Source organism: Pseudomonas sp. MLB6B, from assembly GCF_054508135.1.
The window spans coordinates 2624352-2643354 of record NZ_CP199313.1 but is presented as its reverse complement, the minus strand read 5'-3'; the positions used below and the strand labels follow the sequence as shown (position 1 = coordinate 2643354).

15 protein-coding genes and 2 pseudogenes are annotated in these 19003 nt (G+C 62.5%); 3 read left to right on the top strand and 14 right to left on the bottom strand.

Annotated elements, in window-relative coordinates:
- Window positions 1-130 precede the first annotated feature (130 nt).
- The 7 genes from lpdA to sdhC form a co-directional block, all read right to left on the bottom strand.
- Window positions 131-1567, bottom strand: coding sequence for a dihydrolipoyl dehydrogenase (lpdA, locus tag ACSMEV_RS11750; protein WP_296263820.1), 1437 nt, complete (start codon window positions 1565-1567; stop codon window positions 131-133).
- Between the two features lie 96 nt (window positions 1568-1663).
- The gene (odhB, locus tag ACSMEV_RS11745; RefSeq protein ID WP_459205310.1) at window positions 1664-2887 is read right to left on the bottom strand and encodes a 2-oxoglutarate dehydrogenase complex dihydrolipoyllysine-residue succinyltransferase; all 1224 of its coding nucleotides are present in this window, start codon (window positions 2885-2887) and stop codon (window positions 1664-1666) included.
- A 40-nt stretch (window positions 2888-2927) separates the two neighbouring features.
- Window positions 2928-5759, bottom strand: a complete 2832-nt coding sequence (locus ACSMEV_RS11740) for a 2-oxoglutarate dehydrogenase E1 component (RefSeq protein ID WP_459205309.1) — start codon at window positions 5757-5759, stop codon at window positions 2928-2930.
- Between the two features lie 247 nt (window positions 5760-6006).
- A complete protein-coding gene (locus tag ACSMEV_RS11735; RefSeq protein WP_296263814.1) occupies window positions 6007-6711 on the bottom strand; it encodes a succinate dehydrogenase iron-sulfur subunit in 705 nt (234 codons plus the stop codon).
- 12 nt (window positions 6712-6723) lie between these two features.
- Window positions 6724-8496: a succinate dehydrogenase flavoprotein subunit gene (gene sdhA / locus ACSMEV_RS11730; RefSeq protein ID WP_296263812.1), complete on the bottom strand. Its 1773-nt coding sequence runs from the start codon at window positions 8494-8496 to the stop codon at window positions 6724-6726.
- Window positions 8497-8499: 3 nt separating this feature from the next.
- The gene (sdhD, locus tag ACSMEV_RS11725; protein ID WP_459205308.1) at window positions 8500-8868 is read right to left on the bottom strand and encodes a succinate dehydrogenase, hydrophobic membrane anchor protein; all 369 of its coding nucleotides are present in this window, start codon (window positions 8866-8868) and stop codon (window positions 8500-8502) included.
- A complete protein-coding gene (gene sdhC, locus ACSMEV_RS11720) occupies window positions 8862-9248 on the bottom strand; it encodes a succinate dehydrogenase, cytochrome b556 subunit (RefSeq protein WP_313741241.1) in 387 nt (128 codons plus the stop codon). Before sdhC ends, sdhD begins: the two co-directional genes overlap by 7 nt.
- A gap of 352 nt (window positions 9249-9600) precedes the next feature.
- Between sdhC and gltA the strand changes: the two genes are divergently transcribed.
- Entirely contained in the window at window positions 9601-10890 is a 1290-nt protein-coding gene (gene gltA, locus ACSMEV_RS11715; RefSeq protein WP_296263807.1) for a citrate synthase, read from the top strand.
- 90 nt (window positions 10891-10980) lie between these two features.
- On the opposite strand, the gene ACSMEV_RS11710 is transcribed toward gltA, so the two are convergent.
- The 4 genes from ACSMEV_RS11710 to ACSMEV_RS11695 all read right to left on the bottom strand — a co-directional run bounded on the left by ACSMEV_RS11710 (window position 10981) and on the right by ACSMEV_RS11695 (window position 14083).
- Window positions 10981-11586: an START domain-containing protein gene (locus ACSMEV_RS11710; RefSeq protein WP_459208332.1), complete on the bottom strand. Its 606-nt coding sequence runs from the start codon at window positions 11584-11586 to the stop codon at window positions 10981-10983.
- 33 nt (window positions 11587-11619) lie between these two features.
- The gene (locus ACSMEV_RS11705; RefSeq protein ID WP_459205307.1) at window positions 11620-11874 is read right to left on the bottom strand and encodes a YkgJ family cysteine cluster protein; all 255 of its coding nucleotides are present in this window, start codon (window positions 11872-11874) and stop codon (window positions 11620-11622) included.
- A gap of 138 nt (window positions 11875-12012) precedes the next feature.
- Window positions 12013-12498 carry a hypothetical protein gene (locus ACSMEV_RS11700; RefSeq protein ID WP_459205306.1) on the bottom strand — a complete coding sequence of 162 codons (486 nt, stop codon included), beginning with the start codon at window positions 12496-12498 and terminating at the stop codon, window positions 12013-12015.
- A 121-nt stretch (window positions 12499-12619) separates the two neighbouring features.
- Window positions 12620-14083 (bottom strand): aminotransferase-like domain-containing protein, encoded by a 1464-nt coding sequence (locus tag ACSMEV_RS11695; protein ID WP_313741244.1) that lies wholly within the window; start codon window positions 14081-14083, stop codon window positions 12620-12622.
- A 342-nt stretch (window positions 14084-14425) separates the two neighbouring features.
- Between ACSMEV_RS11695 and ACSMEV_RS11690 the strand changes: the two genes are divergently transcribed.
- Both ACSMEV_RS11690 and ACSMEV_RS11685 read left to right on the top strand, forming a co-directional pair.
- Window positions 14426-16309, top strand: coding sequence for a methyl-accepting chemotaxis protein (locus ACSMEV_RS11690; RefSeq protein ID WP_459205305.1), 1884 nt, complete (start codon window positions 14426-14428; stop codon window positions 16307-16309).
- 312 nt (window positions 16310-16621) lie between these two features.
- The gene (locus ACSMEV_RS11685) at window positions 16622-17407 is read left to right on the top strand and encodes a sulfite exporter TauE/SafE family protein (RefSeq protein WP_413047911.1); all 786 of its coding nucleotides are present in this window, start codon (window positions 16622-16624) and stop codon (window positions 17405-17407) included.
- Between the two features lie 61 nt (window positions 17408-17468).
- Here the strand turns inward: ACSMEV_RS11685 and ACSMEV_RS11680 are convergent.
- From ACSMEV_RS11680 to budC, 3 genes and pseudogenes are all read right to left on the bottom strand, one after another.
- Window positions 17469-17679 (bottom strand): annotated as a pseudogene (locus tag ACSMEV_RS11680) (formate dehydrogenase subunit delta).
- Window positions 17676-17966: pseudogene (locus tag ACSMEV_RS11675) on the bottom strand (formate dehydrogenase subunit alpha); the annotation flags it as partial. The pseudogenes ACSMEV_RS11675 and ACSMEV_RS11680, both read right to left, overlap by 4 nt.
- A 233-nt stretch (window positions 17967-18199) precedes the next feature.
- Window positions 18200-18958, bottom strand: coding sequence for a meso-2,3-butanediol dehydrogenase (gene budC, locus ACSMEV_RS11670; protein ID WP_459205304.1), 759 nt, complete (start codon window positions 18956-18958; stop codon window positions 18200-18202).
- Window positions 18959-19003 lie beyond the last annotated feature (45 nt).

The window sequence follows — 19003 nt, the reverse complement described above, 5'->3', positions numbered from 1 at the left end:
CCGTTTCCGGTGCCGCGCCACCTGTGACCCTCAGCCCTCGGGTTGTCCCGCGAGCCTGGTCCGGCGAACGTTCCGCGGTGAGTCGTGCACGCAAGACTCACGACGGGCAGCCCGCCGTGGTTTCTTATAGTTAACGCTTCTTACGGTTGGCGACGTGGATGGCACCGCCATTCACGGCCAGTGCAGCTTCGTGCAAGGCTTCGGACAGGGTCGGATGGCTGAAGACCATCATGCCCAGGTCTTCGGCGCTGGTGCCGAATTCCATGGCGATCGCGCCCTGCTGTACCAGCTCGGCGGCCGATGGGCCGATCACGTGCACGCCCAGGACGCGGTCGGTCTTGGCATCGGCGATGACCTTGACGAAACCGCCGGTGTCGTTGGCCGCCATCGCACGGCCGCTGGCTGCGAACGGGAAGGTACCGACGTTGACTTCGACGCCTTCGGCCTTGAGGGTCTGCTCGGTCTTGCCCACCCATGCGATTTCCGGGTGGGTGTAGATCACGGACGGGATCAGGTCGTAGTTCATCTGGGCTTTGTGGCCCTTGATGCGCTCGACGACCATGATGCCCTCTTCCGAGGCCTTGTGCGCCAGCATCAGGCCGCGCACCACGTCACCGATGGCGTACACGCCCGGCACGCTGGTGGCGCACTGGTCGTCGACGTAGATGTAGCCGCGCTCGTCGATGTTCACACCGGAATCGGAGGCCAGCAGCTCGGTGGTGACCGGACGGCGGCCTACGGCAACGATCAGGCGGTCGAAGACGATCTTCTGCTCGCCGTTGGCGTCGGTGTAGGTGACTTCGACTTCATCGCCATTGACGCTGGAGCCAGTGACGCGCGCACCCATCTTGATGTCCAGACCCTGCTTGGTCAGGATTTTCTGGGCTTCCTTGGAGACTGCGGTGTCCGCCGCCATCAGGAAGGTGTCCAGCGCTTCGAGCACGGTGACCTGGGCGCCGAGGCGCGACCAGACCGAACCCAGCTCCAGGCCGATGACGCCGGCACCGATCACGCCCAGACGCTTGGGCACGCTCTGGAATTCCAGAGCGCCGGTGGAGTCGACGATGACCTTCTGGTCGACCGGCGCGGGCGGGATGTCGATCGGGCGCGAGCCGGATGCCAGGATCACGTTGTCGGCTTCGACGATCTCGGTGCTGCCGTCAGGCTTGGTGACTTCGACTTTCTTGCCGGCCAGCAGCTTGCCGTGGCCTTGGATCGAGGTCACGCCATTGGCCTTGAACAGGGTCGCGACGCCGCCGGTGAGGTTCTTGACGATGTTGGCCTTGCGACCGACCATCGCTGGCACGTCCATCTTCACTTCGCCCGTGGAGATGCCGTGCACGTTGAAGCTCTCTTTGGCTTCCTTGTACTTCCAGGAGCTGTCGAGCAGCGCCTTGGACGGAATGCAACCGACGTTCAGGCAAGTACCGCCCAGGGCCAGTTTGCCCTCGCCATCGGTGTATTTTTCGATGCAGGCAGTCTTCAGACCGAGTTGGGCGGCCTTGATGGCGGCAACGTAGCCGCCAGGACCTGCACCAATCACAACAACGTCGAATTTCTGGGTCATAAAAGATTCCTTAATCAGCTTCTAGCTACCAGCCACAGGCCGCAAGACTACAGGCTTCTACATGAAGCTTGTAGTGTGCGGCGGGCAGCTCGGGGATTAGATGTCCAGCAGCAGGCGAGACGGATCTTCGAGCAGGTTCTTGATGGTGACGAGGAAGGTCACGGCTTCCTTGCCATCGATCAGACGGTGGTCGTAAGACAGCGCCAGGTACATCATCGGGCGGATGGCCACTTGGCCATTGACCGCCATGGGACGCTGGATGATGTTGTGCATGCCGAGGATCGCGGCTTGTGGTGGGTTGACGATCGGCGTCGACATCATCGAACCGAAGGTACCACCGTTGGTGATGGTGAAGGTGCCGCCGGTCATCTCCTCGATCGACAGCTTGCCGTCACGGGCCTTCTTGCCATAGGTGGCGATGCCGTTTTCGATTTCGGCCAGGCTCATGGATTCGGCGTTGCGCAATACCGGCACCACCAGGCCACGGTCGCTGGACACGGCCACACCGACGTCGGCGAAGCCGTGGTAGACGATGTCGTTGCCGTCGATCGAGGCGTTGACGGCCGGGAAGCGCTTGAGCGCCTCGGTGGCAGCCTTGACGAAGAACGACATGAAGCCCAGGCGCACGCCGTTGTGAGTCTTCTCGAACAGGTCCTTGTACTTCGAGCGCAGGGCCATGACTTCGGTCATGTCCACTTCGTTGAAGGTGGTCAGCATGGCCATGTTCGATTGTGCTTCGACCAGACGCTCGGCGATCTTGGCGCGCAGACGGGTCATCGGCACGCGCTTCTCGGTGCGGTCACCGGCGGCAGCGACGACCGGAGCAGCGGCGGCGGCAGGCTTGGCAGCGGGCGCTGCGGCCGGCGCGGACTTCTTGTTGGCGATGGCAGCGACCATGTCTTCCTTGGTCACGCGGCCGCCTTTACCGGTACCGGAAACGGTAGCCAGGTCGATGCCGTTCTCTTCGGCCAGCTTGCGCGCGGCAGGTGCGGCGACCGGGTCGTCTTCACCGGCATCGCTGCCAGCGGCGGCTGGTGCGGCAGCTGGTGCAGCGGCAGTAGCAGGGGCAGGCGCTGCAGCACCGCCTTCCACGATCGAACCCAGCACTTCGTCGGACAGGACGGTGTCGCCCTCGCCCTTGACGATGTCGCCCAGCACGCCGTCGGCGGTGGCCAGCACTTCCAGGACCACCTTGTCGGTCTCGATGTCGACGATCAGCTCGTCACGCTTGACGGCGTCGCCCGGCTGCTTGTGCCAGGTGGCGACGGTGCCGTCGGCGACCGATTCCGGGAAGGTTGGGGCTTTGATCTCGATAGCCATTAGCAGTGTTTCCTTAAATTCGGTTTCAGTGCACGAAGCGTTAGACGGTGAACGCGGCGTTCAGCAACTTCTCTTGCTGTTCGGCGTGAATGGAAGCGTAACCACAGGCAGGCGCGGCAGAGGCATCACGGCCGGCGTATTCGAGGGTCAGTGCCTGGTTGTGGCGACCCAGAATGCGACGCATGTGATGCTGGCTGCTATACCAGGCGCCCTGGTTCATCGGTTCTTCCTGACACCAAACGGCGGCCTTGAGGTTGGTGTACGGCGCCAGAATCTCGACCAGATCGTCTTCTGGGAACGGGTACAGCTGCTCCAGACGCACGATGGCGATGTCTTCACGGCCTTCGGCACGGCGTTTTTCCAGCAGGTCGTAGTAGACCTTGCCGCTGCACAGCACGATGCGCTCGACTTTGGACGGCTCCAGCGTGTCGATTTCCGGGATCACGGTCTGGAACGAGCCTTCGGCCAGATCTTCCAGGGTCGAGATGGCCAGCTTGTGGCGCAGCAGCGACTTGGGCGTCAGCACCACCAGCGGCTTGCGCAGAGGGCGGATGACCTGACGACGCAGCAGGTGGTAGATCTGCGCTGGCGTGGTCGGTACGCAAACCTGGATGTTGTGCTCGGCGCACAGCTGCAGGTAGCGCTCCAGACGCGCGGAGGAGTGCTCCGGCCCCTGCCCTTCATAGCCATGTGGCAGCAGCATGGTAAGACCGCACAGACGGCCCCACTTGTGCTCGCCGCTGGTGATGAACTGGTCGATCACCACTTGCGCACCGTTGGCGAAGTCGCCGAACTGCGCTTCCCAGATCACCAACGCGTTGGGCTGGGTGGTCGAGTAACCGTATTCGAACGCCAAGACCGCTTCTTCCGACAGCAGCGAGTCGTAGAGGTCGAACTTCGGCTGGCCCGGATAGAGGTTCTGCAACGGCAGGTAGGTGCTGGCGTCCTTCTGGTTGTGCAGCGCCGCATGGCGGTGCGAGAAGGTACCGCGGCCCACGTCCTGACCGGTGATGCGGATCGGGTGGCCTTCGAAGATCAAGGTGGCGTAGGCCATGGTTTCGGCGTAGCCCCAGTTGATCGACAAGCCGCCAACCTGCATCTTCTGGCGGTCTTCGTAGATCTTCGACACCTGGCGTTGTACGACGAAGCCTTCCGGCAGCTCGAGCAGCTTGGCCGACAGGTCCTGCAAGGTCTTGAGGTCGAAGCGGGTGTCGTGGCGCGCGGTCCAGGCATGGCCCAGGTACGGACGCCAGTCGACGAACAGCTCGCGGTTCGGCTCCTTGACCAGGCTCTTGACCACGTGCAGGCCGTTGTCCAGCGCGTTGCGGTACTCGTCGATCTTGGCCTGGGCCCGCTCGGCATCGATGCGGCCGGCCTGGATCAGTTTCTCGGCATACAGCTCACGGGTGGTGCGCTGCTTGGTGATCTGCTGGTACATCAGCGGCTGGGTGCCGCTCGGTTCGTCGGCCTCGTTGTGGCCGCGACGGCGGTAGCAGACCAGGTCGACGACCACGTCCCGCTTGAACTGCATGCGGTAGTCGATGGCCAGCTGGGTGACGAACAGCACCGCTTCCGGGTCGTCGCCGTTCACGTGCAGGATCGGCGCCTGGATCATCTTGGCGACGTCGGTGCAGTACTCGGTGGAACGCGAGTCCAGCGGGTTGCTGATGGTGAAACCGACCTGGTTGTTGATGACGATGTGCACGGTGCCGCCGGTCTTGAAACCGCGGGTCTGCGACATCTGGAAGGTTTCCAGCACCACGCCCTGACCGGCGAAGGCCGCGTCGCCGTGGATGGAGATCGGCAATACCTTGTCGCCGGTCTTGTCGTTGCGGCGGTCCTGACGGGCGCGCACCGAACCTTCGACCACGGGCGAAACGATTTCCAGGTGGGACGGGTTGAACGCCATGGCCAGGTGGACTTCGCCGCCGCTGGTCATCACGTTCGAGGAGAAGCCCTGGTGGTATTTCACGTCACCCGAGCCCAGCTCGTTCATCTTCTTGCCTTCGAACTCGTCGAACAGCTCGCGCGGGCTCTTGCCGAAGGTGTTGACCAGCACGTTGAGACGGCCGCGGTGGGCCATGCCGATGACCACTTCCTTGGTGCCGTAGGAGCCGGAGCGCTGGATCATTTCGTCCAGCATCGGGATCAGGCTCTCGCCGCCTTCCAGGCCGAAGCGCTTGGTGCCTGGGTACTTGGTGCCCAGGTATTTCTCCAGGCCTTCACCGGCGGTGACGCGTTCGAGCAGATGGGCCTGCACGTCGGCGGAGAAATCAGGACGCCCACGTACGCTTTCCAGACGCTGCTGGAACCAGCTGCGCTGCTCGGAATCGACGATGTGGGTGAACTCGGCGCCGATGGTGCGACAATATGTCTTCTCCAAGGCCTCCTGGATTTCGCGTAGGCTCGCCTCCTCTTTGCCGATGAACAGGTCGCCGGCACGGAAGGTCGTATCGAGGTCGGCACTGGTCAAGCCGTAGTGATTGATCGACAGGTCTACGGGCACGGGACGCTGCCACAACCCCAAGGGGTCGAGCTTGGCAGCCTGATGACCGCGCATGCGATAGGCCTGGATCAGTCGCAGTACTTCAACCTGCTTCTTCTCGTGTTCACTGCTCACGCTCCCGGCGGAAACCGGTTGGGCGCGGCGCTGGTTCTTTGCCAGTAGCACGAAATGGTCGCGGATCGTCGAGTGCGATACGTCGGTAGCGGTGCTGCCGTCGGCGGGCAACTTCTGGAAGTAGGTGCGCCACTCTTCTGGCACAGCGTTAGGGTCGTGCAGGTAGAGTTCGTAGAGCTCTTCCACATATGCAGCGTTACCACCTGAAAGGTGGGCGCTATCCCACATGCGCTGCATCACGCTTTCTTGCATGCTTGGTCACCCTCGGTTAGGGGACTGATCGGCAAGCGCCTCGATGTTCGTGGAAAAGCCCAATACCGCGGCCGAACCACGCTACCGAAGATCCTGCAGATTTTCCGGGTACCAGCCCGGAAGCCCCTGCTGGTCTCATATCTTCATAGGTAAGAGCGCGAGCTTTGTCAGCTCTTGCCCGAGTTTCACTTCGGTGCGGGCCTTGCGGCCCGCACGTCGGTGTCTTGCGGTTGCATCTATTGCCGGATCAAGTGCCGCTGTGCAGCAGCATGTTGCGCACGTGGCCGATCGCCTTGGTCGGGTTCAAACCTTTAGGGCAGACGTTCACGCAGTTCATGATCCCGCGGCAGCGGAACACGCTGAACGGATCGTCCAAAGACGCCAGACGCTCCTGGGTCTTGGTGTCGCGGCTGTCGGCCAGGAAGCGATAGGCTTGCAGCAGCGCGGCGGGGCCAAGGAACTTGTCAGGGTTCCACCAGAACGATGGGCACGAGGTGGAGCAGCAGGCGCACAGGATGCACTCGTACAGTCCGTCGAGCTTCTCGCGCTCTTCCGGCGATTGCAGGCGCTCGATGGCAGGTGCCGGGGTGTCGTTCTGCAGGAACGGCTTCACCTTCTCGTACTGCTTGTAGAAGATGCTCATGTCCACGACCAGGTCGCGGATCACGGGCAGGCCAGGCAGTGGGCGAACCACCAGCTTATTGCCCTTGACCACGGCCGACAGCGGCGTGATGCAGGCCAGGCCGTTCTTGCCGTTGATGTTCATGCCATCAGAGCCACAGACCCCTTCACGGCAGGAGCGGCGGTAGGAGAATCCTTCATCCTGTTCCTTGATGAGGGCCAGAACGTCCAGCACCATCAAGTCCTTACCACCGGTGTCGACGTCGAACACCTGAGTCTTCGGCGCCGAATCGGTATCCGGGTTGTAGCGATACACTTCAACTTTCAACATGTCGGCCACCTCTTAGTAAGTCCGGACTTTAGGCTCGAAGGCCGGTACGGTCTTCGGCGCGAAATTGACGCCGCGCTTGGCTACGCGCTTCTCACCCGGGTAGTACAGGGTGTGGCACAGCCAGTTCTCGTCGTCGCGGTCCTCGAAGTCTTCGCGGGCGTGGGCGCCGCGGGACTCTTTACGAGCTTCGGCCGCAATGGCGGTAGCTTCGGCAACTTCCAGCAGGTTTTGCAGCTCCAGCGCTTCGATACGCGCGGTGTTGAACGCTTGCGACTTGTCATTGATCTTGACGTTGGCGATTCGTTCACGCAGATCCTGCAGCTGGGCGATACCCTTCTGCATGTATTCGCCGGTGCGGAACACGCCGAAGTAGTTCTGCATGCAGCTTTGCAGTTCGCGTTTGAGGGTAGCCACGTCTTCACCGGTGGTCCGCTCGTTGAGCTTGGCCAGGCGGTTCAGCGCAACGTCGACGTCGGTGTCGCTGGCGTCGCGGTATTCGATACCTTCGCTCAACGCCTTCTCCAAGTGCAGACCGGCGGCACGACCGAACACCACCAGGTCGAGCAGCGAGTTGCCACCCAGGCGGTTGGCACCGTGGACCGAGACGCACGCCACTTCACCCACGGCGAACAGACCCGGAATGATGTGATCGACACCCTCGGCGTCCATGGTGATGGCCTGGCCATGAATGTTGGTGGCCACGCCGCCCATCATGTAGTGGCAGGTTGGAACGACCGGGACCGGCGCGACCACAGGATCGACGTGGGCGAAGGTCTTGGACAGCTCGCAGATACCTGGCAGGCGGCTGTGCAGCACTTCCTCGCCGAGGTGGTCGAGCTTGAGCAGTACGTGGTCCTTGTTCGGGCCCACGCCGTTGCCGGCGATGATTTCCTTGACCATGGAACGGGCGACCACGTCGCGGCCGGCCAGGTCTTTCGCGTTCGGCGCGTAGCGCTCCATGAAGCGTTCGCCATGGGCGTTGATCAGGTAACCACCCTCACCGCGGCAACCTTCGGTGACCAGTACACCAGCGCCGGCGATGCCGGTTGGGTGGAACTGCCACATTTCGATGTCCTGCACCGGTACGCCTGCACGCAGCGCCATGCCGACGCCGTCACCGGTGTTGATCAGGGCGTTGGTGGTCGAGGCGTAGATACGGCCTGCGCCGCCGGTGGCCAGTACGGTGGCCTTGGCCTTGATGTACAGGGTTTCGCCGGTTTCGATGCAGATGGCGATCACGCCGACGAATGCGCCGTCCTGGTTCTTCACCAGATCGACCGCGTAGTACTCGTTGAGGAACGTGGTACCGGCTTTCAGGTTGCCCTGGTACAGCGTGTGCAGCAGCGCGTGACCGGTACGGTCGGACGCGGCGCAGGTACGGGCCGCTTGGCCGCCTTTGCCGAAGTCCTTGGACTGACCGCCGAACGGACGCTGATAGATGCGGCCGGTTTCGGTACGCGAGAACGGCAGTCCCATGTGGTCCAGCTCGAACACCGCGGCCGGGCCTTCCTGACACATGTACTCGATCGCGTCCTGGTCGCCGATGTAGTCGGAGCCCTTGACGGTGTCGTACATGTGCCAGCGCCAATCGTCGTTCGGGTCGGCCGAGGCGATGGCGCAGGTGATGCCGCCCTGGGCGGACACGGTGTGCGAACGGGTCGGGAAGACCTTGGTGATCACGGCAGTTTTATGACCGCCCTGGGCCAGCTGCAGCGCTGCGCGCATGCCGGCGCCGCCGCCACCGATGATGATGGCGTCGAAGGAAATAGTAGGAACACTAGCCATGGATCAGATACCCCAGAGAATCTGTACACCCCAGACGAAGTACGCGAACATCGCGATACCGCAGACCGCCTGGAACAGGAAACGTACCGCCGTGGCCGATTTGCCCAGCGCCATCGGCGTCAGATAGTCGGTGGCAATGGTCCACATGCCGACCCAGGCGTGAGCGCCGAGGGCCACGAGGGCAAGCAGACTGAAGATACGCATCGCATTGTGGGAGAACAGCGCGTGCCACTGGACATAATCGATGCCCGGGTGCGCGACGAGGTATCCGATCAGGAAAATGAAATAAGCCGCGAGAACGACCGCAGAAACACGCTGCGCCATCCAGTCATAGAGGCCCGAACGCGAAAGGTTCGTGACGTTGGTTACCATATCCAAACTCCTGCCAGCACGATCAGCACCACGGAAATGGCGATGATGATTTTCGAGCCCAGCTTTCCGCCTTCCAGCGTTTCACCGACGCCCATGTCCATGATCAAGTGGCGCACGCCGGCAACCAGGTGATACAGCAGGGCAGACAGCAGGCCCCACGCCACGAACTTGGCCAGCGGGCTGGTCATGTATGCCTTCACTTCGCCGAAGCCATCTGCCGACTCGAGCGAGTTGGACAATGCATAAAGCATGATGCCCAGGCCGAGGAACAGAATGATGCCGGAGACGCGGTGAAGAAATGACGTTACGCCGGTAATGGGGAGTTTGATGGTCCTTAGGTCTAGGTTTACAGGTCGTTGGCTTTTCACGGCTTTTTTCACACTGAAGAGCCCCTAGCAAGCAGGGCAAAGTTGTTGGTAAGTGTACTGGTCAGGTACCCACCATTCAGAGAGCACGACACCCATCGAAGCGGGCCAGGGAAAGCCCTTGGGAGTCGGCTGCCGAGTATAGACAGTTAGGCTGCTCATGACAACGTGAGGGACTCGCCCAAAGAGCGCATTGCCATCTGCCCGCAAAAGGCGTAAACGGGCGGGAAATCCCTGAAAAAACAAGGCTTGAGCGAGGTTTCAAGCAGCCTTTAGGCAAATTGACATATGAATTTATCCCTCTATAGTGGTGCGGGCCCTGCGTGGGGGGTCTGTCAGATGATTTCAAGCATTAATAGGAGGCCACATGGCTGACAAAAAAGCGCAGTTGATCATCGAGGGCACTGCCCCCGTCGACCTGCCGATTTTAACCGGCACCGTGGGTCCAGATGTCATTGACGTCCGCGGGTTGGGGGCATCCGGCCACTTCACCTTCGACCCAGGCTTCATGGCGACCGCCGCCTGCGAGTCGAAGATCACCTACATCGACGGTGATAAAGGCGTGCTGTTGCACCGGGGTTACCCCATCGAGCAACTGGCCGAGAAATCCGATTACCTGGAAACCTGCTATCTGCTGCTCAACGGCGAACTGCCCAACGCCGAGCAGAAAGCCAAGTTCGTCAGCAACGTCAAGAACCACACCATGGTTCACGAACAGCTGAAAACCTTCTTCAACGGTTTCCGCCGCGACGCCCACCCCATGGCCGTGATGTGCGGTGTGGTCGGCGCGCTGTCGGCCTTCTATCATGACTCGCTCGACATCAATAACCCGCAGCACCGGGAAATTTCCGCCGTGCGTCTGGTCGCGAAGATGCCGACCCTCGCCGCGATGGTCTACAAGTACTCCATGGGCCAGCCCATGATGTACCCGCGCAACGACCTGACCTACGCCGAAAACTTCCTGCACATGATGTTCAACACCCCGTGCGAGATCAAACCGATCAGCCCGGTGTTGGCCAAGGCCATGGACCGCATCTTCATCCTGCACGCCGACCACGAGCAGAACGCTTCTACCTCCACCGTGCGCCTGGCCGGTTCCTCCGGTGCCAACCCGTTCGCCTGCATCGCCGCCGGCATCGCCGCGCTGTGGGGCCCGGCACACGGCGGCGCCAACGAAGCCGTGCTGACCATGCTCGATGAAATTGGCGATGTCTCGAACATCGACACCTACATCGCCAAGGCCAAGGACAAGAACGATCCGTTCAAGCTGATGGGCTTCGGCCACCGCGTCTACAAGAACCGCGACCCGCGCGCCACGGTGATGAAGCAGACCTGCGACGAAGTACTGCGCGAGCTGGGCATCAAAGATGACCCGCAGCTGGAGCTGGCCATGCGCCTGGAGGAGATCGCACTCACCGATCCTTACTTCATCGAGCGCTCGCTGTACCCGAACGTCGACTTCTACTCGGGGATCATCCTCAAGGCCATCGGCATTCCGACCAGCATGTTCACCGTGATCTTCGCCCTGGCGCGGACCGTCGGCTGGATTTCCCACTGGAAGGAAATGCTCTCCAGCCCGTACAAGATCGGCCGCCCGCGCCAGCTGTACACCGGCGAGCAAAAACGCGACATCACCGACCTGAACGACCGCACCTAAGCTGTCTTCAGCCTCGTTGGCCCGTCAACGCGGGCCAAACGAAAAAGCCGGAACCCGACGAGGGTTCCGGCTTTTTCATTGCCCGGCCGCTTAAGGCCGTTCGACGCGCTCGCGCAGGTGCTTGAGGGTATTGAACGGCGCATCGACCACGAACTTGTTGGCCAGCCATGAAGGCACGCTACCGCCCGGCTCGGTGTGGACCTGATAGGTGACGCGGGTGCCCTCGCCTTCCGGCACCATCTTCCAGAAGCCTTCCACTTGCGCCACACGCACGAAGCCCTTTTCCTCCGGGAGCAACGTGGGCGCTTCCTCGATGTTTCGGGTCACGCTGCCATCGGCGCCCTTGGAGGTGGTGATGCGCAACACCGAGTCGCGCGGGGTGACCGGCCAGGGCGTGTTGAACTGGGTGTAGGTCCAGGTCTGGTCGCCCTCGTGCTTGAGCAGCTTCTGCATCTTGCATTCATGCACCCAGGCACAGGCACCGGCGACGTCTTCCTGCACGGCGAGCACCTTGGCCAGCGGCGCCTTGATGAGCGTTTCCCCCTTGTAGGCCTTGTACTTGGAACCGGCCACTTCACTCAGCGAAACCTTGATCCCCTCCTCGTCCTTGGCGACCTGCCAGGTTTGCGCCTGGGCCAGGGGCGCCAGCAATGCGCCGAAGCTACACAGCAGAGCAATACGCTTGATCGATCTCATCATGTTGTTCCTTGTTGTCGATGATCCACTCGCTTACGCCGCCGTGACGCTCTCCAGCCAGCCGATGATCCTGATCGCGTCTTCCCGGTCAGTGCCGCAGACCTCCGCCTCGGCCTTGAACCCACCGCATACCGCAGGCCGCTCCGGCAGCCCGAACAGGCCGCACAGGTTGACCACGGAGAGGTGCAGGCAGCGCACGCCGGCCGGTTTGCCGTTGGGCATACCGGGAATGGCGGAACTGATAGAGGGGGCAATGCAGCAAGCGCCGCAGCCCTCACGACAATTCATGGACGGTCGAACTCCTGGAAAAATGGCAAGCGCAGCTCGGATAGTAGCGGCTCAAACGGACGTTTGAAATTACCGTACGGCAATAACCTGCCGTGACCAATCAGTCAGTTCGGCAGGTTCATAGTGAGGACTGCTGGCCTACTGGCGGAATTGAAACTCGATGGCGGCGCCTTCGAGATCGCGACGGCTGTCATTGCGCAATTGTAATTGCATTTCGTTGCTGATCAGACGCCCATTGAGCTGGAAGCTGCTGTCGTTGCTGCTGGGCGTGTCCGGGAACATGGCGGGCAACAGCGGCGTTTGTACGGTTTTCGCCGTCGGCGAGGTGTCCACCTCAGGCTTGAGCTGCTTGACCATGTCCTTGGGCAGGCTCAAATCGATTCGATCGGCCACGGCAGGACGGGTGTCCTTGGCAGCGGCTTTGGCTGCCGTGCGATGCTTTCTGACCGGTTTCTTGGCTTTGGCCTTGGCCGGCGGTTTGGCCACCGCCTTGGCAGGCGTTGCGCTCGAAGACGCCGCACCGCTTGCAGGCTGTGCCGACGACTGCGCCGCCTGCACGTTGTGCATGGTCAGCCCAAGGGGTGCCAACAAGAGCACCAATGCGATACGACGTAGAATTTCCATCGGCAACCATACCGTGATAGCGATGTGGACATGCTCCACCTTACCCAACTGCCTGACAAGCCTGCGTCACACCTGCAAAGCCTCGAAGCCGGCTGTACTGCATGAAGCAGCCCGGCTGCGCTCAAGACGTTTCAGGCAGTGAACGATACAGCGTGCCGGCGGCCTCCTTGCATAGCTGTTGGGCCAGCAGGCCCAGGGTAATGACTGCGCGCTCGGACTCGTTGTTCCATGGAATACCGCAATTGAGACGGATGCAGTGGTTGAACTGCTCGGTGTTGCTGAAAATCAGGCCGGGCGCGATGCTGATGCCCTGCTCCAGCGCCCGCACATGCAGCTCCTGCGTATTCACCCGCCCCGGCAGGCTGACCCACAGGATGAAGCCACCGGTGGGCCGCGTCATCTGCGTGCCTTCCGGGAAATGCTGTTGCACGGCCAGTTGGTAGGCGCTGAGATTCTTGCGGTACTCCTGACGAATGTAGCGCAGATGACGGTCGTAACCGCCGTTTTCCAAGTACGACGCCACGGCCATCTGTGTCACGCTGCACGCCGAATGGGTGGTGAACGTCTGCAAGCGCTGTACCTCGTCCTGGTAGCGTCCCGGAATCATCCACCCCACCCGCACGCCCGGCGATAAGGTCTTGGAAAAGCTCGAGCAATAGATGACCCGGTCCAGGCGGTCGAATGCCTTCAAGGCCTTGGTACGACCTTGCTCGAACATCAGCTCGCCGTAGATGTCGTCCTCGACGATCTGGATGTCGAAGTCCGAGGCCAGACGCAACAATTGCTTCTGCCGCTCTTCGGGGATGGTGCCGCCCAGCGGATTGCTTAGCCGCGCGGTAAGCACCAGGGCCTTGATCGACCATTGGTTGGCCGCAAGCTGTAACGCTTCCAAGCTGATGCCGGTGGAGGGGTCGCTGGGAATCTCGATGACTTTCAAGCCCAGCAGATCGGCCAACTGCAACAATCCATAGTAGGTCGGCGACTCGGCGGCGATCAGATCGCCGGGGCGGGTCAGCACGCGCAGGGCCATCTGCAGGGCATCCACGCAACCATGGGTGACCACCACCTCCCGAGGATCGACCAGCACCCCGGCATCGCGCATGCGAATGGCGATCTGCCGGCGCAGCGGTTCGAAGCCGGGGCTGAACATGTAGCTGAAGGCGCGCGGGCTGTGGAAGCGCGTGACCTTGGCCAATTGCTGGTGCAAGGCACGCACCGGCAAGTAGTCGACATGCGGCACGGCGGCCCCGAAGGCGTACACCCCATCGCGCCGCGCCTCGGCCAACACTTGCTGGATGATGCTGGCCCGCGTCACCAGCCCCGGCCGTTCGACCCGCGCGATGTCCGGTGTGGGCGCGGTCAGCGCTGGAGTCTGGTGCACGTAGTAGCCGGACTGCGGGCGGGCACGGATCAGGCCCTGGTCCTCGAGGTTGGCGTAGGCCTGCAACACCGTCGCATGGCTGACATTGAGCTGGGCGCTCATCTTGCGCACCGAGGGCACGCGCTCGCCCGGCTGATAGACACCGCGGCGAATGTCTTCGGCCAATTGCTGGGCGATTCGCTGGTAGAGCAACAGGTTGGTCATGGGGCGGACTCTCGGGTCACGAGTTTCATTGTTCTTGTCTGGCGCAGCGCTGGCTTAAGGATACCGTAACAGTTGAGAAGTGTATGGGAACAGCTGCGCGATTATTCACCTGCGCAGCCCGGTACGACCAGCACTCGTCGAGCGCCTCGCACCCTTCACCGAAACGCCCGACAGACAAACCCGCCACCCTGACCAAAGCAACGCTTGACCGTTCGTCGCCTGACGATAAAGTCTTGTGCGCTGACCTCTCAGACAAAGTCACGGCATGCCGATAGCGAGCTGACAGGCACTGCCCGCGCGCCGTTGCGCGGCTCCTCCCTTTTAATGGCAAGGTCTCGAAACATGAACCTGAAGTTTCGCCACAAGATTCTCCTGAGCGCGTGCGCGATCGTGGTCCTCGCGTTCGCATTGTTCACGCTCTACAACGATTATTTGCAGCGCAACACCATCACGCAGAATCTGGAAACTTCGATGCGCCAATCCGGCGCCCTGACCGCCAGCAGTGTGCAGAACTGGATGAGCGGCCGCATCCTGGTGCTGGAGAACCTGGCCCAGGACATCGCCCAGCAAGGCGCCGGCGACAACCTGGGCGGCTTGGTCGACCAGCCCTCCTACACACGCAATTTCCTCTTCACCTATGTGGGCCAGGCCAACGGCGTGTTCACGCAGCGCCCCGACGTGACCATGCCGACCGATTACGACCCGCGCAAACGCCCCTGGTACGGCGCGGCGGCCCAGGCCGGCCAGACCGTGCTGACGCCGCCGTATGAAGGCGCCGTGGGCGGCATGGTGGTGACCATCGCCACACCGGTGAAGAGCAAGACCAGCAACGACTTGCTGGGCGTGGTCGGGGGCGACCTGACCCTCGACACCCTCGTGGAGATCATCAACTCCGTGGACTTCGGCGGCATCGGCCACGCCTTCTTGGTGGACCGCGAAGGCCAGGTCATCGTCAGCCCCGACAAGACCTTGGTGATGAAGAACATCAAGGACATCTACACCGGCGCCTTGACCCTCAACGACAAATTGCAGGACGTTACCCTCAACGGCAGCGAGCGCCTCATCACCTTCGCTCCGGTCAGCGGCTTGCCGTCTGCGCAGTGGTACATCGGCCTTTCGATCGACAAGGAAAAGGCCTACGCGGCCCTTAGCAAGTTCCGCACCTCCGCCATCATCGCCATGCTGGTGGCGGTGGTCGCCATCATCGCCTTGCTGGGCCTGCTGATTCCGGTGCTGATGCGCCCCTTGACCGTCATGGGCCGCGCCATGCGCGACATCGCCGATGGCGAAGGCGACCTGACCCGGCGTCTTGAGGTGCAACAGCGGGACGAGTTCGGCGAAGTGGCCGAGTCGTTCAACCGCTTCGTCGAGCGTATCCATACTTCGATCAGCGAAGTGGCCTCGGCGACACGCCAAGTGCATGACCTGTCCGAACAGGTGGTCAACTCGTCGAACGCCTCGATCTCCGGCTCCGAAGAGCAGAGCATGCGCACCAACAGCGTGGCCGCGGCGATCAACGAGCTGGGCGCCGCCACCCAGGAGATCGCCCGCAACGCCGCCGACGCCTCGCAACACGCCAGTGGCGCCAGCGAACAGGCCAACGGCGGACGCCAAGTGGTCGACGAGGCGATCAGCGCCATGACCAGTCTGTCGCAGAAGATCAGCGAGTCGTGCCAACAGATCGAAGTGCTCAACGCGAGCACCGACGATATCGGCAAGATTCTCGACGTGATCAAGGGCATCTCCCAGCAGACCAACCTGCTGGCGCTCAACGCCGCCATCGAAGCGGCCCGCGCCGGTGAGGCCGGCCGTGGCTTCGCCGTGGTCGCCGACGAGGTGCGCAACCTGGCCCACCGGACCCAGGAATCGGCCGAGGAAATCCACCGCATGATCACCAGCCTGCAAGTGGGCTCGCGCGAAGCGGTGCACACCATGCACGCCAGTCAGGTTTCCAGCGAGCAGACCGTGCAGGTGGCCAACGAGGCCGGCGAGCGCCTGGCCAGCGTGACCTCGCGCATCGGCGAAATCGACGGCATGAACCAGTCGGTGGCCACCGCCACCGAGGAACAGACCGCCGTGGTCGAGAGCCTCAACCTGGACATCACGCAGATCAACGCGCTCAACCAGCAAGGTGTGGAAAACCTCAACGAAACCCTGCGCCATTGCGACGCCCTGAGCCAGCAGGCCGGTCGCCTCAAGCACTTGGTGGGCAGTTTCCGCATCTGACCCGCACCCTCGAGGGGTCGCGCCCGATGTTCCGGGTGCGGCTCCCGAGCCTTTTCGATCCCCTCGCCAGAGGGCCGTGCGGGTCGCATAGCCCGGCCCGCGCACCTGAGAAATCCATGCAACGCGCAGCAGGCCAGCCCACGCGCTGGTCGCAAGGGTACCTGAGCACCCGAGTCATCCACCTGCGCATTGGGAATAAGCATGCAGGTGTACGGTTATAACCTCATAACCAAGAAGTCTATTTCGCTATAAAAACAATCTATATGCTGGCTGCCATCCGATAACGGGCATAGTTGGGCAGTCGAGTAACGTATGGATGTAGGTTCTTTCGGTTTCACCATCGCAGGCTTGATCGTAGGTTTCATCGTCGGCATGACCGGCGTCGGCGGCGGCTCCTTGATGACGCCGATTCTACTCTGGTTCGGCATCAACCCGGCCACGGCCGTGGGTACCGACCTCCTCTACGCCGCCATCACCAAGGCCAGTGGCGTCTGGGTACATGGCCGCAACAAGAACATCGACTGGAAGATCACCGGCTGGCTCAGCCTCGGCAGCGTGCCGGCGGCGGCGCTGACCTTATGGTTCCTCAGCACCCTGCATGCCGACACCTCGGCGCTCAATGCGGTGATCAAGCAAGGCCTGGCGGCCGTGCTGATCCTCACCGCGCTGGCCATCCTGCTCAAGTCGCGCCTGCAAGCCTTCGCCAGCCGCCATGCCGGCGACCGCTACCATTTGAGCGAACGTACGTTGAACGTCCTCACGGTGGTCACCGGCGTGGTGCTGGGCATCATGGTCACGCTGACGTCCATCGGCGCCGGCGCCCTCGGCACGGTGGCGCTGTTCCTGCTTTATCCCTTCCTGGTCACCCGCCGTTTGGTCGGCACCGAGATCGCCCACGCCGTACCCTTGACCCTGGTCGCCGGCCTGGGCCATGCCAGCATGGGCAACATGGACTGGTCGCTGCTGGGCTATTTGCTGCTCGGTTCGCTGCCGGGCATCTACCTGGGCAGCCACTTGACCGGGCGAATTTCCGATGCGGTGTTGCGCCCTTGCCTGGCCGGCATGCTGCTGCTGATCGGGTGCAAACTGGCGTTCTGAGGCAGCAGGCGACCGAAGTTGCGGCCCGCCCGCTGCAATCGTCCATGCACAGCCTTGTGCCTCAGGCGCGCAAGGCCCTGACCACCAACGAATCGAGCCTCTGCGCAGCCTCCCCCCTGCGCCTTCTCGCCCAACTGCTTGAGCATCGCCGGCGTCCAGAAACTGTGCAGGTGCTGGCGCAGCCCCTGCTCCGCCAACTGCCGGTCCGGTTCGCTGTCGAAGTAATGGGCGATGTGGTTGGCCATCTTGACCAGGCTGTCGTCGTTTCTCATCGGCGTACCTCGGCGTTCTCGGTGGTGTTGCGCTGGCGCCGCTCCTTGAGCAGGCGGCGTTGTTCGTCGCTGAAGTGCTGGTAACGTTTCTGCCATTCCGAAGGGTGGAAGACCTTGGCCACCTCCACCGCCGTGACCTTGTATTCCGGACAGTTGGTGGCCCAATCGGAGTTGTCGGTGGTGTCGCCATCGTCGATGCCGCGGCTCTCAGCGTCGCTCGGGTGGATCTTCAGACGGTCCTCGGCGTGCCAGGCGTTGTAGCCGGTGCGCCGGGTCTGCCCGCCGACGGCCGGGCGTTTATACGCGCCAGGTCCGCCGGAATCCTGAAAGCATGGCACCGTTTTGAACTTTCGGTAGTTCGCGCACGACAGAGCGCGCTGAAAGCGACTACATGCAGGGGCGATGCCTCGAACCCCCGTAGAAGAAAAGCTTCATCTACGTTGATCGACCTGCGATCAAAAGCAGCAGCAGTAGTGCAAGACCGCGCGGCCGCCCACGCCACGCATCGCCCAAGCGCCGCTCAAGACACCTTGGGCTGGCCGTCCGAAGCCGTTACCCCGCCGTCCACCGGCAGGTTGACGCCATTGACGAAGCTGGCGTCGTCGCTGGCCAAAAAGGCGATCACCGCAGCCACTTCGCTCGGCAAGGCTTCGCGCTGCAAGGGAATGCGCTCGTTGAACCTGTCGCGGATCGACTGCTCCCAGCCCCAGGTCATCGCCGTGCGCGTCAGGCTCGGGCACACCGCATTGGCACGCACGCCTTGGGCGCCGTGGTCGAGCGCCAGTGCGCGGGTGTAGTTGACCACCGCGCCCTTGCTGGCGCAGTAGAAGGCCGCGCCCCAGTCCCCGCCCAGCCCCGACACCGAAGCCGTGCTGACGATGTTGCCGCGGCGCTCGATCAAGTGCGGCAGGGCCAACTTGCTGCAGAAGATCACCCCGTCGATGTTCACCGAAGCGATCTTGCGCCAGTCGGCCTCGCTGGTCTCAAGCGTGGTGCCAGGGATGTGCACGCCCGCGTTGTTGACCAGCACGTCCAACCCGCCGAAGCGCGCGACGGTGGCCTCGACCATCCGTTGCACCGACGCCAGGTCCGAGACGTCCACCTGCACGGCCAGGACGCGCTCGGCCGGCAGCTCGGCGGCCACGGCCTGGGCTTGGCCCAGGTTCCAGTCGGCCAGCACCACTTGGGCACCCTCCTCGGCGAAGCGTCGCGCCGTGGCTTCGCCAATACCGGCGGCGGCGCCGGTGATCAATACGACTTTGTCGTGGAATCGATGCATTGCGGTGTCCTTGTGCGAATGAATGGGCACGGCGCCCGCTGGCGC

Bases quoted from the DNA above. Each gene is read 5' to 3' on its own strand.
- lpdA (WP_296263820.1), bottom strand. From the start codon at position 1,567: ATGACCCAGAAATTCGACGTTGTTGTGATTGGTGCAGGTCCTGGCGGC.
- odhB (WP_459205310.1), bottom strand. From the start codon at position 2,887: ATGGCTATCGAGATCAAAGCCCCAACCTTCCCGGAATCGGTCGCCGAC.
- ACSMEV_RS11740 (WP_459205309.1), bottom strand. From the start codon at position 5,759: ATGCAAGAAAGCGTGATGCAGCGCATGTGGGATAGCGCCCACCTTTCA.
- ACSMEV_RS11735 (WP_296263814.1), bottom strand. From the start codon at position 6,711: ATGTTGAAAGTTGAAGTGTATCGCTACAACCCGGATACCGATTCGGCG.
- sdhA (WP_296263812.1), bottom strand. From the start codon at position 8,496: ATGGCTAGTGTTCCTACTATTTCCTTCGACGCCATCATCATCGGTGGC.
- sdhD (WP_459205308.1), bottom strand. From the start codon at position 8,868: ATGGTAACCAACGTCACGAACCTTTCGCGTTCGGGCCTCTATGACTGG.
- gltA (WP_296263807.1), top strand. From the start codon at position 9,601: ATGGCTGACAAAAAAGCGCAGTTGATCATCGAGGGCACTGCCCCCGTC.
- ACSMEV_RS11710 (WP_459208332.1), bottom strand. From the start codon at position 11,586: ATGAGATCGATCAAGCGTATTGCTCTGCTGTGTAGCTTCGGCGCATTG.
- ACSMEV_RS11705 (WP_459205307.1), bottom strand. From the start codon at position 11,874: ATGAATTGTCGTGAGGGCTGCGGCGCTTGCTGCATTGCCCCCTCTATC.
- ACSMEV_RS11700 (WP_459205306.1), bottom strand. From the start codon at position 12,498: ATGGAAATTCTACGTCGTATCGCATTGGTGCTCTTGTTGGCACCCCTT.
- ACSMEV_RS11695 (WP_313741244.1), bottom strand. From the start codon at position 14,083: ATGACCAACCTGTTGCTCTACCAGCGAATCGCCCAGCAATTGGCCGAA.
- ACSMEV_RS11690 (WP_459205305.1), top strand. From the start codon at position 14,426: ATGAACCTGAAGTTTCGCCACAAGATTCTCCTGAGCGCGTGCGCGATC.
- ACSMEV_RS11685 (WP_413047911.1), top strand. From the start codon at position 16,622: ATGGATGTAGGTTCTTTCGGTTTCACCATCGCAGGCTTGATCGTAGGT.
- budC (WP_459205304.1), bottom strand. From the start codon at position 18,958: ATGCATCGATTCCACGACAAAGTCGTATTGATCACCGGCGCCGCCGCC.